Consider the following 22,814-nt stretch of genomic DNA (forward strand, 5'->3'; position numbering starts at 1 on the left):
GAGGCATGACCGCACCCGCCCGCACCCTCCCGGCCCCGACCGGCGCCCCGCTCTCCGTCGCGGACCTCGCGGGGCAGTTCGCCCGCGGCACCGGCTACCTCGCGGCCTGCACCATGGGGCTGCCGCTGGCCGCGACGCTGGAGGCGCAGCAGCGTGACCAGGAGGCCTGGCGGACGGGGCGCCGGTCGCCCGTCGACTACGGGGCGATCGTCGAGGAGTCGCGGGCCGCGTGGGCCCGGTCGGTCGGCGTCCCGACGTCGGCCGTCGCGATCGGCTCCCAGACGTCGGTGATGGTGTCGGTGGTCGCCGCGGCCGTCCCCGACGGCGCCGAGGTGCTCTGCGTCGACGGCGACTTCAGCTCGATGGTGTTCCCGTTCGTGGCGCAGGCGCACCGGGGCGTCACGGTGAGGAGCGTGCCGCTGGCCGAGCTCGCGGAGAGCGTGGGGGAGCGCACCGCCGTGGTGGCCTGGTCGGCCGTGCAGTCGGCCACGGGGGAGGTCGCCGACCACGCCGCGGTGGTGGCGGCGGCGGCCCGGCACGGCAGCCTCACCGTCTGCGACCTGACCCAGGCCGCCGGCGTGCTGCCGGTCGACGCCGCGACCGTCGACGTGACGGTCTGCCACGCCTACAAGTGGCTCTGCAGCCCGCGCGGCGCGGCCCTCGCGACGTTCTCGGCGCGGGCCCTCGCCGAGCTCCGGCCCGTCCAGGCCGGGTGGTACGCGGGGGAGTCCGTGTGGTCGTCCTGCTACGGGCCGGAGATGCACCTCGCGACGGACGCCCGGGCGTTCGACGTGTCGCCGGCCTGGCAGGCGTGGGCCGGCGCCCTGCCCGCCCTCGACGCCTTCTCCCGGCTCGACGTCGCGGAGGCCTGGGCCCACGCCAGCGGGCTCGGTGACGAGCTGTGCCGACGCCTCGGCATCGCCGAGCAGGGGCAGGCGATCGTCACCTGGCCCGACGCGGAGGCCCGCGACGTCGCGGCGATGACCGCGGCGGGCCTGACCGTCTCGGGCCGTGCGGGGCGGGCGCGCGTGGCCTTCCACCTCTGGAACGACGGCGACGACGTCGAGGCCGTCGTGCGGGCCCTCCGGACGTGACGCCGGGCCTCCGGCCCTGACGCCGGCCGGGGCCCCGGACGTGACGCCGGCCCGGACCCCGGCCCTGGCGTGGCGACCTCGGCGGCTAGAGTTGCCGGGTACCTCGACCCACCGGGCACCCAGCTCGGCCTGACTCTCTGGAGCATCACACGTGGCAGCACCCAACCGTCTCGATTCCGTCATCGCCCTGGCCAAGCGCCGAGGGTTCGTCTTCCAGTCGGGAGAGATCTACGGCGGATCGCGGTCGGCGTGGGACTACGGCCCCCTCGGCGTGGCCCTGAAGGAGAACATCAAGCGCCAGTGGTGGCAGACCATGGTGCAGGGCCGCGACGACGTGGTCGGGCTCGACTCGGCGGTCATCCTGCCCCGTCAGGTGTGGGAGGCCTCCGGCCACGTCGAGGTCTTCAGCGACCCGCTGGTCGAGTCGCTGCACACCCACAAGCGCTACCGCGCCGACCACCTGCTCGAGGCGTACGAGGCCAAGCACGGCCACCCGCCGGAGAACGGCCTCGCCGACGTGCGCGACCCCGAGACCGGCCAGCCCGGCTCGTGGACGGAGCCGCAGAACTTCTCCGGCCTGCTGAAGACCTTCCTCGGCCCGGTCGACAACGAGCAGGGCATGGCGTACCTGCGCCCCGAGACGGCCCAGGGCATCTTCACCAACTTCGACAACATCCTGCAGTCGTCGCGCATCAAGCCCCCGTTCGGCATCGGCCAGATCGGCAAGAGCTTCCGCAACGAGATCACGCCCGGCAACTTCATCTTCCGCACCCGCGAGTTCGAGCAGATGGAGATGGAGTTCTTCGTCGAGCCCGGCACCGACGAAGAGTGGCACCAGTACTGGATCGACCAGCGCTTCCAGTGGTACGTCGACCTCGGCATCGACCCCGACAACCTCCGCCTCTACGAGCACGCGGCCGAGAAGCTGTCGCACTACTCGAAGCGCACCGTCGACATCGAGTACCGGTTCCGCTTCGCGGGCGGCGAGTTCGGCGAGCTCGAGGGCGTCGCGAACCGCACCGACTACGACCTCAAGACGCACGCCGCCGCCTCCGGCAAGGACTTGTCGTACTTCGACCAGGCGAAGAACGAGCGCTGGACGCCCTACGTCATCGAGCCCGCGGCGGGCCTCACCCGCTCGCTGATGGCCTTCCTCGTCGACGCCTACACGGAGGACGAGGCGCCGAACGCGAAGGGCGGCGTCGACAAGCGCACCGTCCTGAAGCTCGACCGCCGCCTGGCGCCCATCAAGGTGGCCGTGCTGCCCCTGAGCCGCAACGAGCAGCTGTCGCCGCTCGCCCGGGGCCTGGCTGCCGACCTCCGCAAGTACTGGAACATCGACTTCGACGACGCCGGCGCGATCGGGCGTCGCTACCGCCGCCAGGACGAGATCGGCACGCCGTTCTGCGTCACGGTCGACTTCGACTCCCTCGACGACGACGCGGTCACCGTGCGCGAGCGCGACACCATGGCCCAGGAGCGCATGCCGCTCTCGGCCCTCCGCGGCTACCTGGCGGAGCAGCTGCTCGGCGCCTAGGCGCCCGGCACGCCGAGAGGGCCCCGACAGCGCGTGCTGTCGGGGCCCTCTCTCCGTCCAGGTCTGCGCCCGCGCCGCGTCCTGGCCTGGGACGCGCCCCGGAGTCCGAGCCTGCGGCCTGCACGCGCGGTGCCGTCGCTCGCGACGGCCCCGGAGTCCGTGCAGGGCGCCGCCCTCGTCCCGGCCCGCAGCGCGTCCTCCGCGCGTGGTCGGCAACTCCTGCTCGCTGTCACTCCGCGGCGGCCCAGCCCCTCCCCACGTGCAGCGTGCAGGACGAGCCGACCGCCGCGTAGCGCAACCGGCACCGGACCGTCGACGCCGGGCTGGAGGCGGCAGGGTCCTCCGCCGCGCCCGCGCCTCCGCCTGGTGGTGCTGGGCGCTGACGCCCGCGTCCGCCTGGTGGTGCTGGGCGTCGACCCGCGCCTCCGCCTGGTGGTGCTGGGCAGCGACCCCCGCCTCCCACCCTGGGCGTCTCCCCACCGCTCGCCGCCGGTGCCCCCGGGTGCTCAGGTCGGGAACTCCTGAACGGTGTCTCCGGCGCGCGCTCCGCGGCTCGGGCCGCGACAGCGGGCAGGAGTTGCCGACCGGTCCCAGGGAGGTGGGGGCCTCCGGGCGTGGCGGAGGGGCTGCCCGCGTCGGCTCGGCCGTGGTCGGCAACTCCTGTCGGGTGTCGTCACGGCGCGCTCGGCGGCTCCGCCCACGACAGCGCGCAGGAGTTGCCGACCGGCCCCGGAGCGACGCGGGCTGAGGCGGTGCCGTCACCGGCTGTGCGACCGGCGTCGGCGCCGTCGGCAACTCCTGCCGGTCGTCGTCGGCGGGGGCGTCGAGGCGCGTCCCGCCGCAGGGAGCAGGAGTTGCCGACGGTGGGCGGGTGACCGGGTGGGGTGGGGGAGAGCGGGAGAGCGAGACGACGAGACGGCGAGAGGGGGACGCGGGGGCGCGTGCGCGGGAGGCGCGGGGAGCGCGTGCGGGGGAGGTGCGGGGAGCGCGTGAGGGACGGGAGGCGCGGTGGGGGAGGTGAGCCGGTGCGGGACGCGTCCTCCCCAGCGGCCGCAGGGGGATCCCTGTCCACGGGAGGGCGGGCGGCGTCGGGGGCCTGCCCTCGCGGAGCGCCAGGATCGGCCCATGACGACGATCCGAGAGCTGGTGCACGACGCCGGGGGACTGCTGCACAAGCGCGACCTGGTCGCGCACGGCGCGTCCGACCGGCACCTCACCGCTGCCGTCCGCCACGGGGGAGTGCTGCGGCCCCGCCGGGGGTGGTACTCGACGTGGAGTCCGACCGATCCGCGCTTCGTCGCCGTCGGCGTCGGGGGCCGCCTCGCGGGGGCGTCCGCGCTGGCCCTGCAGGGAGCCTGGGCATGGCGGCCACCGTCGCAGGTCGTCGTCTCCGTGCCCCGCACGGCGTCACGGCTCCGCCGCCGGCCGGGCACGAGGGTGGTGTGGGACGGCCGGGCCGTGTCGGCCCGAGGCACGACGGCCGTCGTCCACGTGCACGACGCCCTGGCGCGAGCCGTGGTCGAGGCCGACTCGTTCGAGGACGCCGTCGCCCTCGCCGACTGGGCCCGACGGGCCGCAGTGGTCGACCGGGTCGACGTCGAGCCCGTGCTCGGAGCTCACCGGAGCGACGCGGCGGGCCTGGCGGCCTGGAGCGACGACGGCGCCCAGAGCATCCTCGAGAGCGTGGCGGGCACCCGCCTCCGCCTCCGTGGTCGCCGGGTGGCTCGGCAGGTGGTCGTGGGCCCCCTGGGGGAGGCGGTCGACCTGACCGTCGACGGGCTCGTCGGTCTCGAGACGGACGGCCGAGAGCACCACGAGGGCCGGTTCGAGCGCGACAGGTGGAAGGACGGCCTGACGGCCCGGGCCGGGTACCTGCCGCTCCGGGCGAGCTTCCTCGCCGTGCGCCACCGATGGGCCGAGACCGAGGCCGCCGTCGACGCGATGATCAGCACCGCCGGCGGTCCTGCCCCCGGCCGACGGCCCGGGCCGGGGCTCCCGCGGCTCCTGGCTGCTCGGGGCGGGCGGTCCTGGAGGCTGTCCCGGGAATGCCGGGGGCGTGGCCGGACTTGGCTCCAGGCGTGACCGACTCGACCCCCGCCTCCACCGTCCCCTCTCCCCGCGACCCCGTCGTCGTCGACGTGTGGAGCGACATCGCCTGCCCGTGGTGCTTCATCGGCAAGCGCAAGTTCGAGGCCGCGGTCGAGAGGTTCGAGGGCGACGTCACCGTCGAGTACCACTCGTTCGAGCTCTCGCCCGACACCCCGGTGGACTTCGAGGGCGACGAGATCGACTTCCTGTCGAAGCACAAGGGCATGCCGGCCGACCAGGTGCAGGGCATGCTCGACAACGTCGCCGGGATCGCGGCCGAGGTCGGGCTCGCCTACGACTTCGACGCCCTGAAGCACACCAACACCGTCAAGGCGCACCAGCTGCTGCACTTCGCGAAGGCCCGGGGTCGCCAGCTCGACATGAAGGAGCGCCTCCTCTCGGCCTACTTCGAGGAGGGGCGGCACGTCGGTCGGGTGCAGGACCTCGCCGACCTGGCCGCCGAGATCGGGCTCGATCGCGACGAGGTCGTGGCGGCCCTCGAGTCGGACGCCCACCTCGCCGACGTCCGGGACGACCAGCGGCAGGCCCAGGCGTACGGCATCTCGGGGGTGCCCTTCTTCGTCCTCGAGGGCAAGTACGGCATCAGCGGCGCCCAGGCGCCGGAGACCTTCCTCGGGGCGCTGCAGCAGGTCGTCGCCGAGCGCAGCGCGGCTGCGGCGGCTCCCGCCGTCGGGGTCGACCGATGAGCGCCGCCTTCACGATGCTGGGCGACGCGGACGCGCTGGCCTGCGAGGGCGATTCGTGCCTCCTGCCGGCCGTCGTCGCCGACGTGCACGCAGCGACCGCCAGCGGTCGGGCGCCCGCCCGGGCCGTCGTCGAGGCGCTCGACGAGGGCCGCCAGATCTGACGCGACGTCCGTCGTGCCCGACGACGACGGCGTCCTCCGCCGTCGTCGTCCACCTCGCGACGGCGGGGATCGGGCTCAGTCGCTGATGTCCGCCACCGTCGCCGAGAGACCCTCGACGAGCGCGTCGGCGTCGACGAGGGCGCTCCGGCCGTGGACCCCGGCCCCGAGGGCGACGCGGAGGCCGAGGACGCGCTCGTCGGCGAACACCGGCCACGCCGTAGAGCTGCCCAGCGGGGTGATCGTGCCGCGCTCGTAGCCGGTGGCCTCGAAGGCCACCTCGGCCGAGGGCATCGACAGCTTGTTGACGCCGACCACGGAACGCAGCTTGCTCCACGAGATCTGTCGGTCTCCCGGCACGAGCGCGAAGAGGAACGTCCCGTCGTGCCGCTTCACGACGAGGCTCTTCACCACCGACGAGGCGTCGAGTCCGAGCAGGGCCGCGGCCTCCTCGAGGCTCTCCGCGGCGGGCCGCTCGACGACCTCGACGGCGAGGCCCAGCCGGTCGGCCGCGACCGACACCCGGTCGGCGCCGGGAGCTGCGGGGGAGCCCCCGTCGCCCCGTCCCTCCCCGACTCCCCGCTCCTCCGACTCGTCCACACCCGCTGCCGACCCGACTGTCGCGCCCTCGTCGCTCATGGGAGAATCGTACCGATGTCCACCACCACCCTTCCTTCCCCCGGCCTCTCGATCGGACCGATCGACGTGGCCTCGCCCGTCGTCCTCGCCCCGATGGCCGGCATCACGAACACGGCCTACCGCCGCCTCTGCCGCGAGTACGGCGCCGGTCTCTACGTGAGCGAGATGATCACGAGCCGTGCGCTGGTCGAGCGCACCCCCGAGTCGATGAGGCTCATCCAGCACCACGAGAGCGAGACCCTCCGCAGCATCCAGCTCTACGGGGTCGAGCCCAACACCGTCGCCGAGGCGGTCACCATGCTCGTGGCGGAGGACCGCGCCGACCACATCGACCTCAACTTCGGCTGCCCGGTGGCGAAGGTGACGCGTCGGGGCGGGGGAGCAGCCCTCCCCTGGAAGCTCGGCCTGTTCCGCGAGATCGTCGAGCGGGCCGTGCGCGCCGCCGGTGACGTCCCGGTCACGGTGAAGATGCGGAAGGGCATCGACGCCGACCACCTGACCTACCTCGAGGCCGGCCGAGCGGCCGAGGGCGCGGGCGTCGCGAGCATCGCGCTCCACGCGCGCACCGCCTCCGAGTTCTACTCCGGCACGGCCGACTGGTCGGCCATCGCCACCCTGAAGGAGACCATCAGCAGCGTGCCCGTGCTGGGCAACGGCGACATCTGGTCCGCGGCGGACGCCCTGCGCATGGTCGACGAGACCGGCTGCGACGGCGTCGTCGTCGGCCGGGGGTGCCTCGGGCGACCGTGGCTCTTCGGCGACCTCGCGGCGGCCTTCCGCGGCGAGGACGCCAAGGCCGAGCCCACGCTCGGCGAGGTCGCCGCCGCCTTCCGGCGTCACGCCGAGCTGCTCGTCGAGTTCTACGACGGCGACGAGCCGCACGCGTGCCGCGACATCCGCAAGCACGTCGCCTGGTACTTCAAGGGGTACCCCGTCGGCGGCGAGACCCGTGCCAGCCTGGCGGCGGTCGAGTCCCTGCAGCAGATGGACGACCTGCTGTCGACCCTCGACGGCTCGCAGGAGTACCCGGGCGAGGCCGCCGAGGGCCCCCGGGGCCGCGCCGGCAGCCCGAAGCGCCCGTCCCTTCCCGACCGCTGGCTCGAGAGCCGCGAGCTCGACGTCGCCTTCAAGGCCGAGCTGGCCGCGGCCGAGCTGCACCACAGCGGCGGCTGAGGCGTGTCGATCCGCGTCGCCCCGCACCTGCCGGCCCGCACCCGTCCCGTCGTGCCCGCCCGCGACTCCGCCCGCCTTCCTGCCTGCCCCGAACCGAGAGGTGACCGGTGACCGCTGCGTCCCCGCACGCCGTGAGCGTCGCCTACGACCCCGCCGACTCCGAGCGGTGGCTGCCCGAGCAGCACTCGAACCGACGCAGCGACTTCGCCCGAGACCGCGCTCGGCTGCTGCACTCGAGCGCGCTCCGTCGCCTCGCGGCCAAGACGCAGGTGCTGAGCCCCACCGCGGGCCTCGACTTCGCGCGCAACCGGCTCACGCACTCGCTCGAGGTCGCGCAGGTCGGCCGGGAGCTCGCGACGAGCCTCGGCCTCGACCCCGACGTCGTCGACACGGCGTGCCTGGCCCACGACCTCGGGCACCCGCCCTTCGGCCACAACGGCGAGCGGGCCCTCAACGAGTGGTCGCGCGACATCGGCGGCTTCGAGGGCAACGCGCAGACGCTGCGCCTGCTCACGCGCATCGAGCCCAAGGTCATCGACGCGACCGGTCGCAGCTTCGGCCTCAACCTGACGCGGGCCAGCCTCGACGCCAGCTGCAAGTACCCGTGGCCGGCCGCGCAGGGCGTGCCCGACCCCGGTGGTCGCATGAAGTTCGGCTTCTACGACGATGACACGGCCGCGTTCGAGTGGCTGCGCGCCGGGGCACCTCGCCGCCGTCGCTGCATCGAGGCCCAGGTGATGGACCTCTCCGACGACATCGCCTACTCGGTGCACGACTTCGAGGACGCCGTGGTCAACGGCTACGTCGACGTCTCGAGCCTCGGCTCGCTCGACGGCCACGACGACCTCGTGACGGCCATGCACGCCTGGGTCGGCGGCGAGCTCAGCCGTGACGAGCTGGTGGAGGCGTTCGAGCGGCTGCGCCGCCAGCCCTTCTGGCTGCGGTCGTACGACGGGGGCCGGCTCGACCAGGCCCGGCTGAAGAACCTCACCAGCCAGCTCATCGGCCGCTTCGCGGGGTCGGCCACGCAGTCGACCCGGGAGTCGTACGCGGAGGAGTCGCTCATCCGGTTCCGCGCGAGCATGGTCATCTCGCCCGACGTCATCGGCGAGATCGCGGTGCTCAAGGGGATCACCGCGGCGTTCGTGATGACCCAGGGTGCACGCCAGCCCATCTACGAGCGTCAGCGCGAGGTGCTGACGACCCTCGCCGAGTCCCTCTGGCAGCGGGGCGACTCCGAGCTCGACGCGGGCTTCGCGGCCGACTGGGCCAGCGCCTCCGACGACGCCGCCCGCCGCCGCGTGGTCGTCGACCAGGTCGCGTCGCTGACCGACCAGAGCGCCATGGCCTGGCACGACCGCCTCGTCGGCTCCCGGTGACGCGCCCGAGCGACACCGCACCCGTGCACACGGGCCTCCGGGGCACAGCTCCCGTGTCGGCCCCCCGACCTAGGATCGACCCGTGGCAGGGCTGATCAAGCGGGACGACATCGACGAGGTGCGCTCGCGCACCAACATCGCCGACGTCGTCGGCGACCACGTCACGCTCAAGGGCGCCGGCGTCGGCAGCCTCAAGGGCCTCTGCCCGTTCCACGACGAGCGCAGCCCGAGCTTCCACGTGCGGCCGCAGGTCGGCCGGTACCACTGCTTCGGCTGCGGCGAGGACGGCGACGTCTACAGCTTCGTCATGAAGATGGACCACACCACCTTCCAGGAGGCGGTGGAGCGCCTCGCCGGCCGCATCGGCTTCGCCCTGCATTACGAGGACGGCGGCCAGGCGAGCGACCACGGCAACCGGGCGCGTCTCCTGGCGGCCAACGAGGCGGCTCGCGAGTTCTTCGTCGAGCACCTCACGGCGGCCGACGCCGACCCGGCCCGACGCTTCCTCGGCGAGAGGGGCTTCGACCCGGCAGCCGCCGAGCGCTTCGGGGTCGGCTTCGCGCCGAAGTCGTTCGACGCCCTCCGCTCGCACCTCAAGGGCCTGCGCTTCACCGACGAGGAGCTCGTGACGGCGGGCCTGCTCAGCCAGGGCGACCGCAGCCCCTACGACAGGTTCCGGGGCCGTCTGCTCTGGCCGATCCGCGACGTCACCGGCTCGACGATCGGCTTCGGCGCGCGCCGCCTGCTCGACGACGACAAGGGCCCGAAGTACCTCAACACGCCCGAGACTCCCGTCTACCACAAGTCGCAGGTGCTCTACGGGCTCGACCTCGCCCGACGCGACATCGCCAAGGGCAAGCAGGTCGTCATCGTCGAGGGCTACACCGACGTCATGGCGTGCCACCTCGCGGGCGTCACGACGGCCGTCGCCACCTGCGGCACGTCGTTCGGCGTCGACCACATCAAGCTGCTGCGCCCGATGCTCGGCGACGTCGGCGGGGCCGACACGTCGACGGCCGGTGAGGTCGTCTTCACCTTCGACCCCGACGAGGCCGGACAGCGGGCCGCCTCCCGGGCCTTCGCCGAAGAGAGCCGCTTCTCGGCACAGACCTTCGTGGCCGTCGCGCCCGACGGGCTCGACCCGTGCGACCTGCGGCTCAACCGCGGCGACGACGCGGTCCGCCGCCTCGTCGACACGAAGCGGCCGATGTTCGAGTTCATGATCCGCCGCGTGCTCGACGCCCACGACCTGGAGACGGTGGAGGGGCGGGTCGCCGCCCTGCGCGCCGCGGCTCCCGTCGTGGCCGGCATCCGCGACCGGTCGATGACCCAGGGCTACGTCCGCTCGCTCGCGGGCTGGCTGGGGCTCGACCCGGGGGAGGTCGCGACCAGCGTCGAGGAGGCGCGCCGCGCCTCCGGTGCCGTGGCCGCCCTCGAGCGGGCCCAGCCGAAGAGCGTCTCCGACGGGCGTCAGTCCATCACCAGCCTGCCGCCGCTGCCCGAGGAGCCCGCGGGGCCCAGCCTGATGACGCTGCCCGGCGACCTGACCACCACGACAGAAGCATTCGCGTTGATGGCCATGCTGCAGCACCCCGACGCGGTCGGTTTCGAGCTCATGCGTCAAGCTGTCTCAGTGCGTCTAGAGACGACCTCGCTGGCGGTAGTGCGAGACGCCATCGGGGCGAGCCTCGATCGGTTCGGAGACACAGCCTGGCTGGACGTGGTCTTAGGACAGACTCCGTCACCATTCGACGCCCTCGCCAAGGAGTTGGCGGTTGCGCCGATCCCCGAGCGGCCAGGTCGCGAGATCACGACGTACTGCAGAGGCATCGTCGTGTCGATCGTGGAACGTGACTTGATCAGGAGAAAGTCGGAAGCGATGGGACGCTCCTTCAGGACTGATGTCAAGACCGACCCCCAGGCGTGGCGCGAGATCCAGGTCGAGCTAGCGGCCCTGGAGGCCGAGCGCCGGGCACTCACCAGCGAGTGAATCGCACCTCGAGACGACCAGACCACGTGGCAAGGTTCGTTGCCGTCTTGTTAACGATCCGGCCTGGGCTACGACCCGAGGCCGGGCGTGTGTTACCAATGAGCACTCCCAGAAACGGCCGCACCTCACAGCAGCGGTGTCGGGAGCCCCTCGTACCCAGAGAAAGAGGCAACCGGATATGACAACGTCCGACATCAGGCTCGGCCGTCGCGTCCTCGCGATCACCGGTGGCGTCGCCGCCACCGCCCTCGTCCTCGCCGGCTGCGCGTCCGGAGGCGGCGACGCCGCCGACGACGCGCTGAACGGCATCAGCGTCGGCACCACCGACGTCATCACCTCGCTCGACCCGGCCGGCTCGTACGACAACGGCTCGTTCGCCGTGCAGAACCAGGTCTTCGGCTTCCTGATGAACTCGCCGTACGGCAGCCCCGACGTCGAGCCCGACCTCGCGGCCTCCGCCGAGTTCACCGACCCGACGACCTACACGGTCACCCTCAAGGACGGACTGACCTTCGCGAACGGCAACGCGCTCACCTCGAGCGACGTCAAGTTCACGTTCGACCGCCAGCTCGCCATCGCCGACGACAACGGCCCCTCGTCGCTGCTCGCGAACCTCGACAGCACCGACGCGCCCGACGACACGACGGTCGTCTTCCACCTCAAGGGCGCCGACCAGACCTGGCCGCAGATCCTCTCGAGCCCCGCCGGCCCCATCGTCGACGAGGACGTCTTCTCGGCCACGAGCCTGACCGCCCCGGCCGACATCGTCTCGGGCGACGCCTTCTCGGGCCAGTACTCGATCACCGACTACAAGGAGAACGAGGCGATCCAGTACGAGGCCAACGACTCGTACGACGGCGTCCTCGGCGCTCCGAAGGCCTCCTCGATCACGGCCACGTACTACACCAAGGAGACCGACCTCAAGCTCGCCGTGCAGGAGGGCGACGTCGACGTCGCCAACCGCAGCCTCAGCCCGACCGACCTCGCCGACCTGGCGAAGGACGACTCGCTGACGGTGCACAACGGCCCCGGCGGCGAGATCCGCTACATGGTCTTCAACCTGAACACCCAGCCCTTCGGCGCCACGCAGCCCGACGCCGACCCGGCCAAGGCCCTGGCCGTCCGCCAGGCCGTCGCCGACAGCGTCGACCGCGCGGCCCTCGCCAAGGACGTCTACAACGACACCTACACGCCCCTCTACTCGGTCGTCCCCGACGGCCTGACCGGCGCGACCGAGCCCCTCAAGGAGCTCTACGGCGACGGCGACGGCGGAGCAGACGTGGCGAAGGCCACCGAGGCCCTCTCGGCCGCCGGCGTCTCGACGCCCGTGTCGATCGACCTGCAGTACAGCCCCGACCACTACGGCGCCTCGAGCGACGAGGAGTACGCGCTGATCAAGACGCAGCTCGAGGCCACCGGCCTCTTCACCGTCAACCTGCAGTCGACCCTCTGGGACACCTACTCGAGCGAGCGCCGCGAGGACGCCTACCCCGTGTACCAGCTCGGCTGGTTCCCCGACTTCTCGGACGCCGACAACTACCTGTCGCCGTTCTTCGTGAAGGACAACTTCGTCGGCAACCACTACGACGACGCCGAGGTGCAGGGCCTGCTCACGCAGGAGATCGCCGAGTCCGACGAGACCGCCCGCACGGCGCTCATCGGCCAGATCCAGGACGCGGTCGCCGCCGACCTGCCGACGCTGCCGCTGCTCCAGGGCACGCAGGTCGTCGTCTCGGCCTCCGACATCCAGGGAGTCGACGACACGCTCGACGCGTCGTTCAAGTTCCGCTACGGCGCCCTGAGCCGCTGACGGCCGCACCGCTGACCCGCCACGAGCGGGTCGGCACCGACCGAGACACCGCGTGACGCGGAGGGGGTGTCCCGCCCACGGGCGGGACGCCCCCTTCCCGCGTCCGCTCCGCACCACCACGAAAGGCACAGTGACGTGACAGTGCTCACCGGGAGCGCCACAGCTCCCGCGACGCCCCCGACGACCACCGAGAAGAGGCGGAAGTCCGCCGGCGGCGGCCTCGGCCGCTACCTCGTGGTCAGGGCCCTCCTGATCATCCCGACCGTCTTCATCCTGGTCACCCTGGTCTTCTTCCTGATGCGGGTCGTCGGGAACCCGATCACCGCCTCCGTCGGGGGCCGCCTCACCGAGGCGCAGCTGCAGGAGCGTCTGCACGCCGCGGGCTACGACCGGCCGATCATCGTCCAGTACCTCGAGTACCTGGGCCAGATCGTCCGCCTCGACTTCGGCACGACCGCGACCGACAACCGCCAGATCAGCGAGGTCATCGTCACGTACGGCGCGGCCACGGTCGAGCTCGTCTTCTACGCCCTGATCGTCGCCCTCGTCATCGGCATCCCGCTCGGCATGCTCGCCGCCTACGTGCGCGACCGCTGGCCGGACGCCGTGCTGCGCATCCTCGCGATCCTCGCCTACGCGACCCCCGTCTTCTTCGCGGGCCTGCTGCTCAAGCTCGTCTTCTCGGTCTGGCTGGGCTGGCTGCCGCTCAGCGGCCGCGCCGACACGAGGGTGGGCATCGCCCTGGGGCGGATCGAGAACCCCACCGGCATCTACATCATCGACGCCCTGCGCATCGGCAACGCGACCATCACGACGAACGTGCTGAGCCACGCCGTGCTGCCCGCCCTGACCCTCGGCCTCCTCACGGCCGGCATCTTCCTGCGCCTGGTGCGCACGAACGTCATCGGCACCCTCGGCTCCGAGTACGTCGACGCCGCCCGCTCGCGCGGGGTCTCGGAGTTCCGCCTCGTCCGCAAGCACGCGCTGAAGCCCGCCCTCATCCCGATCATCACCGTCATGGGCCTGCAGATCGCCATGCTGCTCGGCGGCTCGGTGCTGACCGAGACGACCTTCGGCTGGCGCGGCCTCGGCTTCGAGCTGCAGCAGTACCTGTCGGCGCGCGACTTCGTCGCCGTGCAGGGCATCGTGGCCGTGCTGGCGGTGATCGTCGCCGTGACCAACTTCGTCGTCGACGTGATCGCGGCTCTCATCGACCCGCGAGTGAGGTACTGACATGTCCACCGTCCCCACCGCCGTCCTCGCCGACCGCCGCGAGCCGCTCTGGAAGCGCCTCCCGGTCGTCTCGCACCTCCGCCGCTCGGTCGGGCTCCAGCGCGCCATGCTCGTCGCGGGCCTCGTGCTCTGCGTCGTCTTCATCGTCCTGGCCCTCTTCGCCCCCCTCATCGCGCCCTACGGCTTCGGCCAGCTGAGCGACGCCGACGGCAACTTCGCCCGTCAGGCCGCCCCCTCCGCCATGCACCTCTGGGGCACGACGGTGGGCGGCTACGACGTCTTCAGCCGGGTCGTCTGGGGCACCCGGACGGCGATCGCCGTGATCGTCGTCGCCGTGGTCCTCTCGATCACGATCGGCGTCGTGCTCGGCCTCGTCTCGGGCTACCTCGGCGGCTGGCTCGACCGCGTGCTCGTGGTCGTCGCCGACGCCGTCTACGCCTTCCCGTCGCTGCTGCTCGCGATCGTCATCTCGATCGTCATCAGCGGGGGGCAGTCGAGCCTGTGGGGCGGCATCCTCTCCGCCGGCATCTCGATCACGGTGGTCTACGTGCCGCAGTACTTCCGCGTGGTCCGCGCCGAGGCCGTCCGCCTCAAGGCCGAGGCCTTCGTCGAGTCGGCGAAGGTCGTCGGCAGCAGCACCCCGCGCATCATGTTCCGGCACGTGCTGCGGAACGCCACGCGGAGCCTGCCGCTCATCCTCACCCTCAACGCGTCCGAGGCGATCCTCACCCTGGCCGCCCTCGGGTTCCTCGGCTTCGGCATCGGCCCGACCTCGGCCGCGGAGTGGGGCTACGACCTCAACCGGGCGCTCAGCGACACGGCGAGCGGCATCTGGTGGACGGGCGTGTTCCCGGGCTCGGCGATCGTGCTGATGGTGCTCGGCATCACCCTCGTGGGCGAGAGCCTCAACGACCTGGCCGACCCGCGCCTCCGGACGCGTCGTCGTGCGGGGCGCAAGAAGACGACGGCCGCGGCGCAGGCACCGGCCGAGACGACGGAGGTCCCCGCATGAGCGACGACACCAGCACCACGGCCGGCGGCACGACGAGTGCGGGAGGCGCGGTGGCGGTCCGCCACGCCTCGCACGTCCTGCCCCGTGACCAGCGCGACGTCGCGGTCGGCATCACCGACCTGCGCGTCACGTTCGCGACCGACGGCGGCGACGTGCCGGCCGTCCAGGGCGTGACCCTCGACGTCCGCGCCGGCGAGGTCCTCGCGATCGTGGGGGAGTCGGGGAGCGGCAAATCCGTGACGGCCAAGACGATCCTGGGGCTGCTGCCCGAGACCGCGACCGCGAGCGGCGCCGTGGTGCTGAGCGGGAGTGACGTGCTCTCGGTCGGCGCCGGCAAGGTGCGCGAGCTGCGCGGCACCGAGGTCGCCATGGTCTTCCAGGAGCCCTCGACCGCGCTCAACCCCGTCTACACGGTGGGCTGGCAGATCGCCGAGGGCATCCGGGCCCACGGCAAGGTCAGCCGGAAGGACGCGAAGGCCCGCGCCGTCGACATCCTGCGCCGCGTGGGCATCCCCGACCCGGAGACGCGGGTCGACCACTACCCCCACCAGTTCTCGGGCGGGCAGAAGCAGCGCGTCGTCATCGCGATGGCGCTCGTGCTGAACCCGTCGGTCATCGTCGCCGACGAGCCGACCACCGCCCTCGACGTGACGGTGCAGGCCGAGATCCTCGACCTGCTGCGCGACCTGCGCGACGAGTTCGGCACGGCCATCGTGCTCATCACCCACAACATGGGCGTCGTCGCCGACCTGGCCGACCGCGTCGCGGTGATGTACCTCGGCCGCGTCGTCGAGCAGGCGTCCGCCACGGACCTCTTCGCGGCGCCGCAGGACGACTACACGAAGCGCCTGCTGGCCTCCGTGCCCAAGCTGGAGGCGCGGGGCGCGCAGGTGCAGGCGGCGGAGGCCGACCGCGAGGTCGTCGTGCGCGCCACGGGGCTCGAGATCGAGTACCCGGGCCGCTTCGGCCGCAGCGGCTTCCGTGCCGTCAAGGGCGTCGACTTCTCCATCGCGAAGGGGGAGGTGCTGGGCCTCGTCGGCGAGAGCGGCTCGGGCAAGACGACCATCGGCCGGGCCATCGCCGGGTTGACCAAGGTCACCGGCGGGTCGCTCGAGGTGCTGGGCGTCGAGATGAACGGCGTGCACGAGCGGGACTTCAAGCCCCGCCGCGCCGACATCGGCTTCGTCTTCCAGGACCCGGCCTCCAGCTTCAACCCCCTGTTGACGATCGCCGAGTGCGTCGCCGAGCCCCTGGTGGTGCACGGTCGTGCCCCGCACGCCCGTGCGGCGCGGAAGCGCGTCGACGAGCTGCTCGAGGCCGTGCAGCTGCCCCGGGCGTTCGGCGACCGGTACCCGCACGAGCTCAGCGGCGGCCAGCGTCAGCGTGCGAGCCTGGCCCGGTCGCTCGCCCTCGAGCCGACCCTGCTGATCGCCGACGAGCCGACCAGCGCGCTCGACGTGTCGGTCCAGGCGCGGGTGCTCGAGCTGTTCCGCGAGCTGCAGTCCGACCTCGGGTTCGCCGCCCTGTTCATCAGCCACGACCTCGCCGTCGTCAACATGCTCGCCGACCGCATCGGCGTGCTCTACCACGGCGACATGGTCGAGATGGGGCCGAACGACCAGGTGCTCGGCGCCCCCGAGCACCTGTACACGCAGCGGCTGCTGGCCTCGCTGCCCGTGCCCGACCCGGCCGAGCAGGCGGCGAGGCGGCAGCACCTCGCTGAGCTCGACCGCGTGGCGGCCGAGGGCGCGGCCTGACCGTGGCGGGGCTCGACCTCGACCTGTCGCGACCGGTCGTGACCGACGACCTCTCGCTCGAGTACCCGGCGCGTGCCGGCTGCCCCGCCCTGCGCGCGGTCGACGGCGTCACGCTCTCGGTGGCGCCCGGTGAGATCATCGCCGTGCTGGGCGAGAGCGGGTCGGGCAAGTCGACCCTGGCCCTCGCCCTGGCGGGCCTCGTCGGCCGCGGCCGGGCGCCCGAGGGGCGGCCCCGCATCGTCGGCGGCGCCGCCCGCGTCTTCGGCCAGGACCTCCTGCGGGCGTCGCCGCGTCGTCGCGACCGGCTCACGGCCGTGGTCGGCTACCTCGCGCAGGACGACGGCGAGGCGCTCAGCCCCGACCTCACCGTGGGGGAGGCCATCGCCGAGCCGATCTACCTCCGCGACAAGCGGTTCGACCGACGGGAGGCCGGTCGTCTGACGTCGACGCTCGTCGACGCGGTGCACCTGCCGCTCAGCGTCATGCTCAAGCAGACGTGGGAGCTCAGCTCGGGCCAACGGCAGCGCGTGGCGCTCGCGAGGTCGCTCGTGCTCGAGCCGAGCCTGCTCGTCGCCGACGAGCCCGCCCGCGGGGTCGACGTGCTGGTGCGGCAGGCCGTGCTCGACGTGATCAAGAACCTGCACGAGGACCGCCAGTTCTCGGCCGTCGTCGTCACCTCGTCGGTGGCCGAGGCGCGCGCCGTGACCGACCGCGTCGCGGTGATGCGCGGGGGCCGTCTCGTGGGCCACGGCCAGATCGACGAGGTGCTGCGTGACGGGGTCGACCCGTACGTGAAGGTGCTCGCGCAGACGTCGCCGATCGACGTCATCCGACGGGGGTCGAGCGGCGCGGTCGGCTCGGCCGGCCCGCTCGGCGAGGCCGAGGGCGACGCCGACGGCGATGCCGGGCAGATCGCCGGGGGAGACCTGCGATGACCGGGGGCGCTGACGTTCCGGTCGCCCGCGGGCACCGCTCCACCGACGTGGTCGCCGCCCTGCCCGCCGACCGCCGACCCCGCCCGGGCGCCGTCACCGTCGCGCCGCGGGAGTCCCCGGTCTTCGTGGCCGCGGTCGAGGAGGCCGGGGGCACGCTCGTCCCGCTCGGCCCCGACACGCGCGGCCTGATCTGGCTGTCGTACCGTGACGTCGCCGGCCTCGACGCGGCTCTCGCCGCCCATCCCGGCATCGAGTGGGTCCAGCTGCCCTGGGCCGGCGTCGACGCCTTCTCCGACGTGCTGGCCCGGCACGCCGACGCCCCCCGGCCCCTCTGGACGAGCGCGAAGGGCGCGTACTCCGAGCCGGTCGCCGAGCACGCCCTGATGCTCGTCCTCTCGCTGCTCCGGGTCGTGCCCTCGCGCGTCCAGGCCACCTCGTGGCAGACCGAGCAGCGCGGCGTCTCGCTGTACGGCCGACGGGTCGTCGTCGTGGGCGCCGGAGGGATCGCGCGCGAGCTGCTGCGGCTGCTCGCGCCCTTCGAGTGCCGCGTGACGGTGGTCCGCCGGTCGGCCGAGCCCGTGGCGGGCGCCGAGCGCACGGTCACCGTCGAGCAGCTCGACGAGGTGCTCCCCGACGCCGACGTCGTCGTGCTCGCGGCGGCCTCGACCGCCGAGACGGCGCGCCTCGTCGACGCCCGGCGGCTCGCGCTGCTCCCTCCGCGGGCCGTCCTGGTCAACGTCGCGCGCGGTGACCTCGTCGACACGGAGGCGCTGGTCGCCGCCCTGGACGACGAGCGTCTCTGGGGCGCCGGCCTCGACGTGACGTCGCCGGAGCCCCTGCCCGACGGGCACCCGCTCTGGGGCCACCCCCGGGCGATCGTGACGCCGCACCAGGCCGACACCCCCGAGATGACGGCGCCGCTGCTCGCTGGCCGCATCCGCCACAACGTGCGCGCCCTGGCCGGCGACGGCGACTTCGCGGGGGTCGTCGACCCGCGCGCCGGCTACTGAGGTCCGGTCCCACGGCCGCCCGCGGGCGGTGGGGGCAGGGGCCGCGGCGCGACGCGCCCGGCGCGCGCCCGGTGTTCATCCGGAGGTCAGATGTGCGCTACAGTTGGACCCGCTGTTGAGAACTCAGGTTCGCAGCAGTTGCCATTCCTCGATAGCTCAATTGGCAGAGCAGCCGGCTGTTAACCGGCAGGTTCTTGGTTCGAGTCCAAGTCGGGGAGCGAAGGCCCAGCGGCTCCACCCGCTGGGCCTTTTCACGTTCCTGGGGGAGTGTCGAGGCTCGTGGCCCCTCCGGCCTGGCTGGTGCGCGGCGGGCCTGCGGAAGCCAGCCCGCGACTCCCCGGGGTCAGCACCGCGTCGCGGGCCGGCCCCGGCGTGCCGTCGTATGAGGACGACGCCGATCAGTCGTCGAGGTGGTCGACGCCCGGCAGCCAGGTCTTGCCGGGCACGCCCCAGCTCGCGCGCTTCACGGCCTTGACGGCCGCCTTGTGGAACGGGTGCTCGAGACGGTCGGCGTAGAGCACGCCGTCGAGGTGGTCGTACTCGTGCTGGAAGATGCGGGCGAGCCAGCCGACCGCCTCGATCTCGAACGGCCGCCCGTCGAGGTCGGTGGCCCGGAGCAGCACGCTGTCGGCGCGGCGCAGCGGGAAGCGCTCGCCCGGGATCGACAGGCAGCCCTCCGACTCGCCCTCGTCGTCGAGCGGCTCGATCGTCAGCGGGCTCTGCCACAGGGTCGGGTTGATCGCGACGCCGCGCTGGTCGCCGCCGTCGTCGTCGATCCACGACCAGACGAAGAGGCGCAGGCCCACGCCCACCTGCGGGCTGGCGAGGCCGACCCCGGGAGCGGCGTCCATGGTCTCGAACATGTCGGCGACGAGCGTGCGCAGCTCGTCGTCGATGTCGAGCACCTCGGAGGCGCGGTGGTGGAGGACGGGATCACCCGTGATCGAGATGGGACGTACGGCCATTCGTCCAGACTATCGACGACACGCCCGCTACCGTGGTCGCGTGAGCGCTGACCTCGGGGACCTGACCGCCCAGGTCTCGCTGACCCCGTACCAGGCGCTCGGCATCCCGCTCGCCCTCGTCGGCGCCGTCTTCCTGTCCATCGGCGCGCAGCTGCAGAGCCGGGGCGTCGCGAAGGTCGAGCACCGGCTCGGCGCGGCGCACAGCGGAATGTCGGTGCGCCAGGTGCTCGCCCTGCTCGGGCGGCCCTCGTGGGTGATGGGAACGGCCATGCTGGGCCTCGCCATCGTTTTCCAGCTCACCAGCCTGAAGATCGCGCCCCTCCTCGTCGTGCAGCCGCTCGGCGCCGTCGCGCTCGTCGTCACGGCCCTCGTCAACGCCAGGGTGACGGGGCGTCGGCTGACCGGCAGGGTCAAGCGCTCGATCGCGATCTGCGTGGGCGGCATCGGGCTGTTCGCGACCGTCGCCGCCTTCACCGCCACGGAGAGCCCGATCACGACCCCGCAGCTCGTCACGGTGCTCGTGCTGCTGCTCGTCGTGGGGGCCCTGCTCGGTGGGGCGTTCGTGCTCCTGCGCCGTCGCCGCAGCGCGCTGTTCTACATCATCGGGGCCGGGGTGCTCTACGGCTTCGTGGCGACGCTCGCCAAGGTCGTCCTGAACAGGATCACGGCGGGGGAGTTCGACTGGCTCAGCGTGGTCTGCCTCGTGATGCTCCTCGCCGCCGGGGCCCTGGGCGGGTACTTCGTGCAGAACGCCTACTCGTCGGGCTCGCCCGACCTCGTCATCGCCGGCCTCACGGTGGTCGACCCGATCATCGCCGTCACGATCGGCATCGTCGTGCTGGGGGAGGCCGCGACCGCGCCCGCCGTCGCCGTCGTGCTCTTCCTGTTCGCCGGCGCGGTCGCCGTCTACGGCGTGTTCCAGCTGGCCAAATACCAGCCCGTGAAGAAGACCTGAGCTAGCGTGGCCACGCCGCGTCGGGAGCGGGCCGCCCACCGGGCGCGCCTCCTCGGCACGACCCGCGCCTCCTCGGCCTGACCCGCGCCTCACCTGACCACCGTTCGACCTGACCACCGAGCCTCACGAAGGACGCCCGAGACGTGACCGACGCCCCCGATCCCGCCGCGCCGACCCGCCCGGAGGCCGACTCCGACGCCCGCCTCACCGTGCTGATCGCCGCCGACACCTTCCCGCCCGATGTCAACGGCGCCGCCAACTTCGCCGAGCGCCTCGCCGTCGGGCTCGCCGACCGCGGCCACGACGTGCACGTGCTCGCCCCGGCGGCCACCCGTCGCCACGGCACGTTCCTCGAGCAGCACGCCGGCACGACCCTCACTGTCCACCGCCTGTACTCCACGCGCTGGCCGCTGCACGACTGGCTGCGCTTCGCGACCCCGTGGCGGGCGCAGCGCAACGCCGAGCGCGTCATCGCGCAGGTGAAGCCCGATGTCGTGCACATCCAGTCGCACATCGTCGTCGGGCGCGCGGTCGTCCGCGTCGCCAACCGCCTCGGCATCCGGGCCGTCGCGACGAACCACTTCATGCCCGAGAACCTGCTCGAGCACACCGGGCTGCCCCAGGGGCTGCGGGCCACCGCCGTCGCGCTGGCGTGGAAGGACGCGAGCTCGACCTTCCGCCGCGTCGAGGCGATCACGACGCCGACCCAGGCCGCCGCGGACTTCCTCGAGCAGGCCGTCGACGTGCACGGGGTGCTCGCCGTCTCGTGCGGCATCGACGCGGCCGACTACACCGCCAGGACCGACCGCCCGGCCGAGAACCGCATCGTGTTCGTCGGCCGGGTCACCGCCGAGAAGCAGATCGACGTGCTGCTGCGGGCCGTGACGCAGCTCGACCCCGCCCTCGGCGCCACGCTGACGATCGTCGGCGGGGGCGACCTCATGAAGCAGCTGCAGCAGCTGACCGTCGACCTGGGCCTCTCCGACCGGGTGACGTTCGCGGGGTACCTCTCCGACCACGACCTGCGGCAGACGCTCACCGACGCCACGATGTTCGCGATGCCCTCGATCGCCGAGCTGCAGAGCATCGCCAGCCTCGAGGCGATGGCGTCGGGCCTGCCGATCGTCGTCGCCGACGCGATGGCGCTGCCGCACCTCGTGACGGAGGGCGTCAACGGGCACCTCTTCCGGCCCGGCGACAGCCGAGACCTCGCGGCGAAGCTGACCCGGGTGCTGACCCTCCCCGACGACGAGTACCTCGCGATGCGGAGGGCCAGCCTGCGGGTCATCCAGGGGCACGACATCCAGCGCACGCTGAGCGTGTTCGAGGGGCTGTATCGTGGTCAGCCGGTGGCACCCACCACCGAGGTCGACCCGGCCTGACGCCTCGGCGGCCCGACGGGTCGGCGGGGGGCGGTAGCTCAGCCGGTTAGAGCAGTCGACTCATAATCGATCGGTCACGGGTTCAAGTCCCGTCCGCCCTACTGGTGTCGATGCGGGGGCGTCGTCGCGCGCTAGGTCGCGTCTCGCGTCTTGCGCCTCGCGCCTCGCGCCTCGCGCTGAGGTGCCTGTGGCACGATGTGCGCATGTTCACGAGGCGACCGCGCGACCTGCAGTCCGACGACGACGGCCCCGCGGCCGGCCCGGCCCGCATGGGCATCGGGGCGCAGGTGTACGTGCTCGACTCCGACGAGGACGCCGCGTCGCCCTTCCCCTACGGCCCGACCGGCGTCGTGCTCCGGGCCGGCGGCTCGGCCTGGCAGGGAGTCTCCGCCATCGGCGGGTCCGCCCGCACCTGGTGGGTCGAGTTCGACTCGCCGCAGATCGACCGTGACGGCGACGGCCCCGTCGAGCGTGCCCAGGTCGCCGAGCGCTTCCTCCGCCTCGCGCCCCCGCTGGCCTGACCCGCTCCTCCTTCTCCTCGTCCTGCTCGGGCGCCCCGTCCGCGCCGGAGGGCGGCGTCCTTCCCTCCACGACCTCTGGGCCCCCGACCGGACCCCTCGTCCGCGACCCTCCTCGTCCGCGACCCTCCTCGGCCGCGACCCTCCTCGGCCGCGACCCTCCTCGTCCGCGACCCTCCTCGTCCGAGCGCCCGCCTCCCGTCTCGTCCGCCGCCCTCGGGCCTGTCGGCAACTCCTGCTCCGTGCCCCGGAGCGGCCCCGTCGGCCGGAACGGGCGCGCCTGAGCAGGAGTTGCCGACACACCTGAGCCGATCGAGTGGGCCCCGGTGCGTCGGGTGCGCGACGGGGCACGCCTCCGTCCACCGCGACTCCTCGCTTGTCTCGGGATCGCCGCGCTCGGTCGGCAACTCCTGCGCTGTGGTGCGCGGAGCGGGTGGAGTCGCGGTGTCGGACGCAGGGAGCAGGAGTTGCC

The 22,814-nt window shown here is 72.9% G+C and carries 19 protein-coding genes and 2 tRNA genes; 19 read left to right on the top strand and 2 right to left on the bottom strand.

The features are described 5' to 3' along the window. Positions 1-5: 5 nt before the first annotated feature. The 5 genes from F1C15_RS00505 (at position 6) to F1C15_RS00525 (ending at position 5,587) form a co-directional block, all read left to right on the top strand. Complete coding sequence (locus tag F1C15_RS00505; RefSeq protein ID WP_185232367.1) at positions 6-1,094, top strand: aminotransferase class V-fold PLP-dependent enzyme; 1,089 nt, start codon at positions 6-8, stop codon at positions 1,092-1,094. 151 nt (positions 1,095-1,245) lie between these two features. After that, on the top strand, positions 1,246-2,631 hold the full coding sequence (locus F1C15_RS00510) for a glycine--tRNA ligase (protein ID WP_056054249.1): 1,386 nt from the start codon (positions 1,246-1,248) through the stop codon (positions 2,629-2,631). A 1,125-nt stretch (positions 2,632-3,756) separates the two neighbouring features. Then, positions 3,757-4,713, top strand: a complete 957-nt coding sequence (locus F1C15_RS00515; protein WP_185232369.1) for a hypothetical protein — start codon at positions 3,757-3,759, stop codon at positions 4,711-4,713. Continuing rightward, the gene (locus tag F1C15_RS00520; RefSeq protein ID WP_255465370.1) at positions 4,710-5,426 is read left to right on the top strand and encodes a DsbA family protein; all 717 of its coding nucleotides are present in this window, start codon (positions 4,710-4,712) and stop codon (positions 5,424-5,426) included. Before F1C15_RS00515 ends, F1C15_RS00520 begins: the two co-directional genes overlap by 4 nt. Further along, positions 5,423-5,587, top strand: coding sequence for a hypothetical protein (locus tag F1C15_RS00525; RefSeq protein ID WP_185232373.1), 165 nt, complete (start codon positions 5,423-5,425; stop codon positions 5,585-5,587). The genes F1C15_RS00520 and F1C15_RS00525 overlap by 4 nt, the downstream gene beginning before the upstream one ends. Positions 5,588-5,662: 75 nt before the next feature. Here the strand turns inward: F1C15_RS00525 and F1C15_RS00530 are convergent, their stop codons facing one another. Further along, complete coding sequence (locus F1C15_RS00530) at positions 5,663-6,223, bottom strand: aminoacyl-tRNA deacylase (protein ID WP_082514331.1); 561 nt, start codon at positions 6,221-6,223, stop codon at positions 5,663-5,665. 15 nt (positions 6,224-6,238) lie between these two features. On the opposite strand from F1C15_RS00530, the gene dusB reads away from it, so the two are divergent. The 10 genes from dusB to F1C15_RS00580 all read left to right on the top strand — a co-directional run bounded on the left by dusB (position 6,239) and on the right by F1C15_RS00580 (position 18,740). Beyond that, a complete protein-coding gene (gene dusB / locus F1C15_RS00535) occupies positions 6,239-7,396 on the top strand; it encodes a tRNA dihydrouridine synthase DusB (RefSeq protein ID WP_056054265.1) in 1,158 nt (385 codons plus the stop codon). Positions 7,397-7,503: 107 nt separating this feature from the next. Next, positions 7,504-8,775: a deoxyguanosinetriphosphate triphosphohydrolase gene (locus F1C15_RS00540; protein WP_056054268.1), complete on the top strand. Its 1,272-nt coding sequence runs from the start codon at positions 7,504-7,506 to the stop codon at positions 8,773-8,775. A gap of 82 nt (positions 8,776-8,857) precedes the next feature. Then, complete coding sequence (dnaG, locus tag F1C15_RS00545) at positions 8,858-10,765, top strand: DNA primase (protein WP_056054271.1); 1,908 nt, start codon at positions 8,858-8,860, stop codon at positions 10,763-10,765. A 178-nt stretch (positions 10,766-10,943) separates the two neighbouring features. Further along, the gene (locus F1C15_RS00550; RefSeq protein ID WP_167259048.1) at positions 10,944-12,575 is read left to right on the top strand and encodes an ABC transporter substrate-binding protein; all 1,632 of its coding nucleotides are present in this window, start codon (positions 10,944-10,946) and stop codon (positions 12,573-12,575) included. Between the two features lie 141 nt (positions 12,576-12,716). Beyond that, the gene (locus tag F1C15_RS00555; RefSeq protein ID WP_156369972.1) at positions 12,717-13,808 is read left to right on the top strand and encodes an ABC transporter permease; all 1,092 of its coding nucleotides are present in this window, start codon (positions 12,717-12,719) and stop codon (positions 13,806-13,808) included. A 1-nt stretch (position 13,809) separates the two neighbouring features. Further along, positions 13,810-14,820, top strand: coding sequence for an ABC transporter permease (locus tag F1C15_RS00560; RefSeq protein ID WP_185232375.1), 1,011 nt, complete (start codon positions 13,810-13,812; stop codon positions 14,818-14,820). Then, the gene (locus tag F1C15_RS00565; RefSeq protein WP_185232377.1) at positions 14,817-16,577 is read left to right on the top strand and encodes an ABC transporter ATP-binding protein; all 1,761 of its coding nucleotides are present in this window, start codon (positions 14,817-14,819) and stop codon (positions 16,575-16,577) included. The genes F1C15_RS00560 and F1C15_RS00565 overlap by 4 nt, the downstream gene beginning before the upstream one ends. 38 nt (positions 16,578-16,615) lie before the next feature. After that, positions 16,616-17,512 carry an ATP-binding cassette domain-containing protein gene (locus F1C15_RS00570; protein ID WP_305038470.1) on the top strand — a complete coding sequence of 299 codons (897 nt, stop codon included), beginning with the start codon at positions 16,616-16,618 and terminating at the stop codon, positions 17,510-17,512. Next, positions 17,509-18,522, top strand: coding sequence for a D-isomer specific 2-hydroxyacid dehydrogenase family protein (locus tag F1C15_RS00575; protein WP_185232379.1), 1,014 nt, complete (start codon positions 17,509-17,511; stop codon positions 18,520-18,522). The genes F1C15_RS00570 and F1C15_RS00575 overlap by 4 nt, the downstream gene beginning before the upstream one ends. Positions 18,523-18,667: 145 nt before the next feature. After that, positions 18,668-18,740 (top strand) — tRNA-Asn (locus tag F1C15_RS00580). A 180-nt stretch (positions 18,741-18,920) separates the two neighbouring features. Here the strand turns inward: F1C15_RS00580 and def are convergent. Then, complete coding sequence (gene def / locus F1C15_RS00585; RefSeq protein ID WP_185232381.1) at positions 18,921-19,487, bottom strand: peptide deformylase; 567 nt, start codon at positions 19,485-19,487, stop codon at positions 18,921-18,923. Between the two features lie 40 nt (positions 19,488-19,527). Between def and F1C15_RS00590 the strand changes: the two genes are divergently transcribed. From F1C15_RS00590 to F1C15_RS00605, 4 genes are all read left to right on the top strand, one after another. After that, on the top strand, positions 19,528-20,442 hold the full coding sequence (locus tag F1C15_RS00590) for a DMT family transporter (RefSeq protein ID WP_255465373.1): 915 nt from the start codon (positions 19,528-19,530) through the stop codon (positions 20,440-20,442). Positions 20,443-20,585: 143 nt separating this feature from the next. Further along, entirely contained in the window at positions 20,586-21,824 is a 1,239-nt protein-coding gene (locus F1C15_RS00595; protein ID WP_255465374.1) for a glycosyltransferase, read from the top strand. A 27-nt stretch (positions 21,825-21,851) separates the two neighbouring features. Next, positions 21,852-21,925: transfer RNA gene (locus F1C15_RS00600), tRNA-Ile, on the top strand. Positions 21,926-22,027: 102 nt separating this feature from the next. Next, positions 22,028-22,345 (top strand): hypothetical protein, encoded by a 318-nt coding sequence (locus F1C15_RS00605; RefSeq protein ID WP_056054298.1) that lies wholly within the window; start codon positions 22,028-22,030, stop codon positions 22,343-22,345. Positions 22,346-22,814 lie beyond the last annotated feature (469 nt).

Origin of the sequence: Frigoribacterium sp. NBH87, from assembly GCF_014217665.1 — a bacterium.
Lineage (GTDB): Bacteria > Actinomycetota > Actinomycetes > Actinomycetales > Microbacteriaceae > Frigoribacterium > Frigoribacterium endophyticum.

What these genes read in the sequence shown, in the direction of transcription:
- F1C15_RS00505 (WP_185232367.1), top strand. Translation starts at nt 6, where the DNA reads ATGACCGCACCCGCCCGCACCCTCCCGGCCCCGACCGGCGCCCCGCTC.
- F1C15_RS00515 (WP_185232369.1), top strand. Translation starts at nt 3,757, where the DNA reads ATGACGACGATCCGAGAGCTGGTGCACGACGCCGGGGGACTGCTGCAC.
- F1C15_RS00525 (WP_185232373.1), top strand. Translation starts at nt 5,423, where the DNA reads ATGAGCGCCGCCTTCACGATGCTGGGCGACGCGGACGCGCTGGCCTGC.
- F1C15_RS00530 (WP_082514331.1), bottom strand. Translation starts at nt 6,223, where the DNA reads ATGAGCGACGAGGGCGCGACAGTCGGGTCGGCAGCGGGTGTGGACGAG.
- dusB (WP_056054265.1), top strand. Translation starts at nt 6,239, where the DNA reads ATGTCCACCACCACCCTTCCTTCCCCCGGCCTCTCGATCGGACCGATC.
- F1C15_RS00550 (WP_167259048.1), top strand. Translation starts at nt 10,944, where the DNA reads ATGACAACGTCCGACATCAGGCTCGGCCGTCGCGTCCTCGCGATCACC.
- F1C15_RS00560 (WP_185232375.1), top strand. Translation starts at nt 13,810, where the DNA reads ATGTCCACCGTCCCCACCGCCGTCCTCGCCGACCGCCGCGAGCCGCTC.
- F1C15_RS00565 (WP_185232377.1), top strand. Translation starts at nt 14,817, where the DNA reads ATGAGCGACGACACCAGCACCACGGCCGGCGGCACGACGAGTGCGGGA.
- F1C15_RS00575 (WP_185232379.1), top strand. Translation starts at nt 17,509, where the DNA reads ATGACCGGGGGCGCTGACGTTCCGGTCGCCCGCGGGCACCGCTCCACC.
- def (WP_185232381.1), bottom strand. Translation starts at nt 19,487, where the DNA reads ATGGCCGTACGTCCCATCTCGATCACGGGTGATCCCGTCCTCCACCAC.
- F1C15_RS00605 (WP_056054298.1), top strand. Translation starts at nt 22,028, where the DNA reads ATGTTCACGAGGCGACCGCGCGACCTGCAGTCCGACGACGACGGCCCC.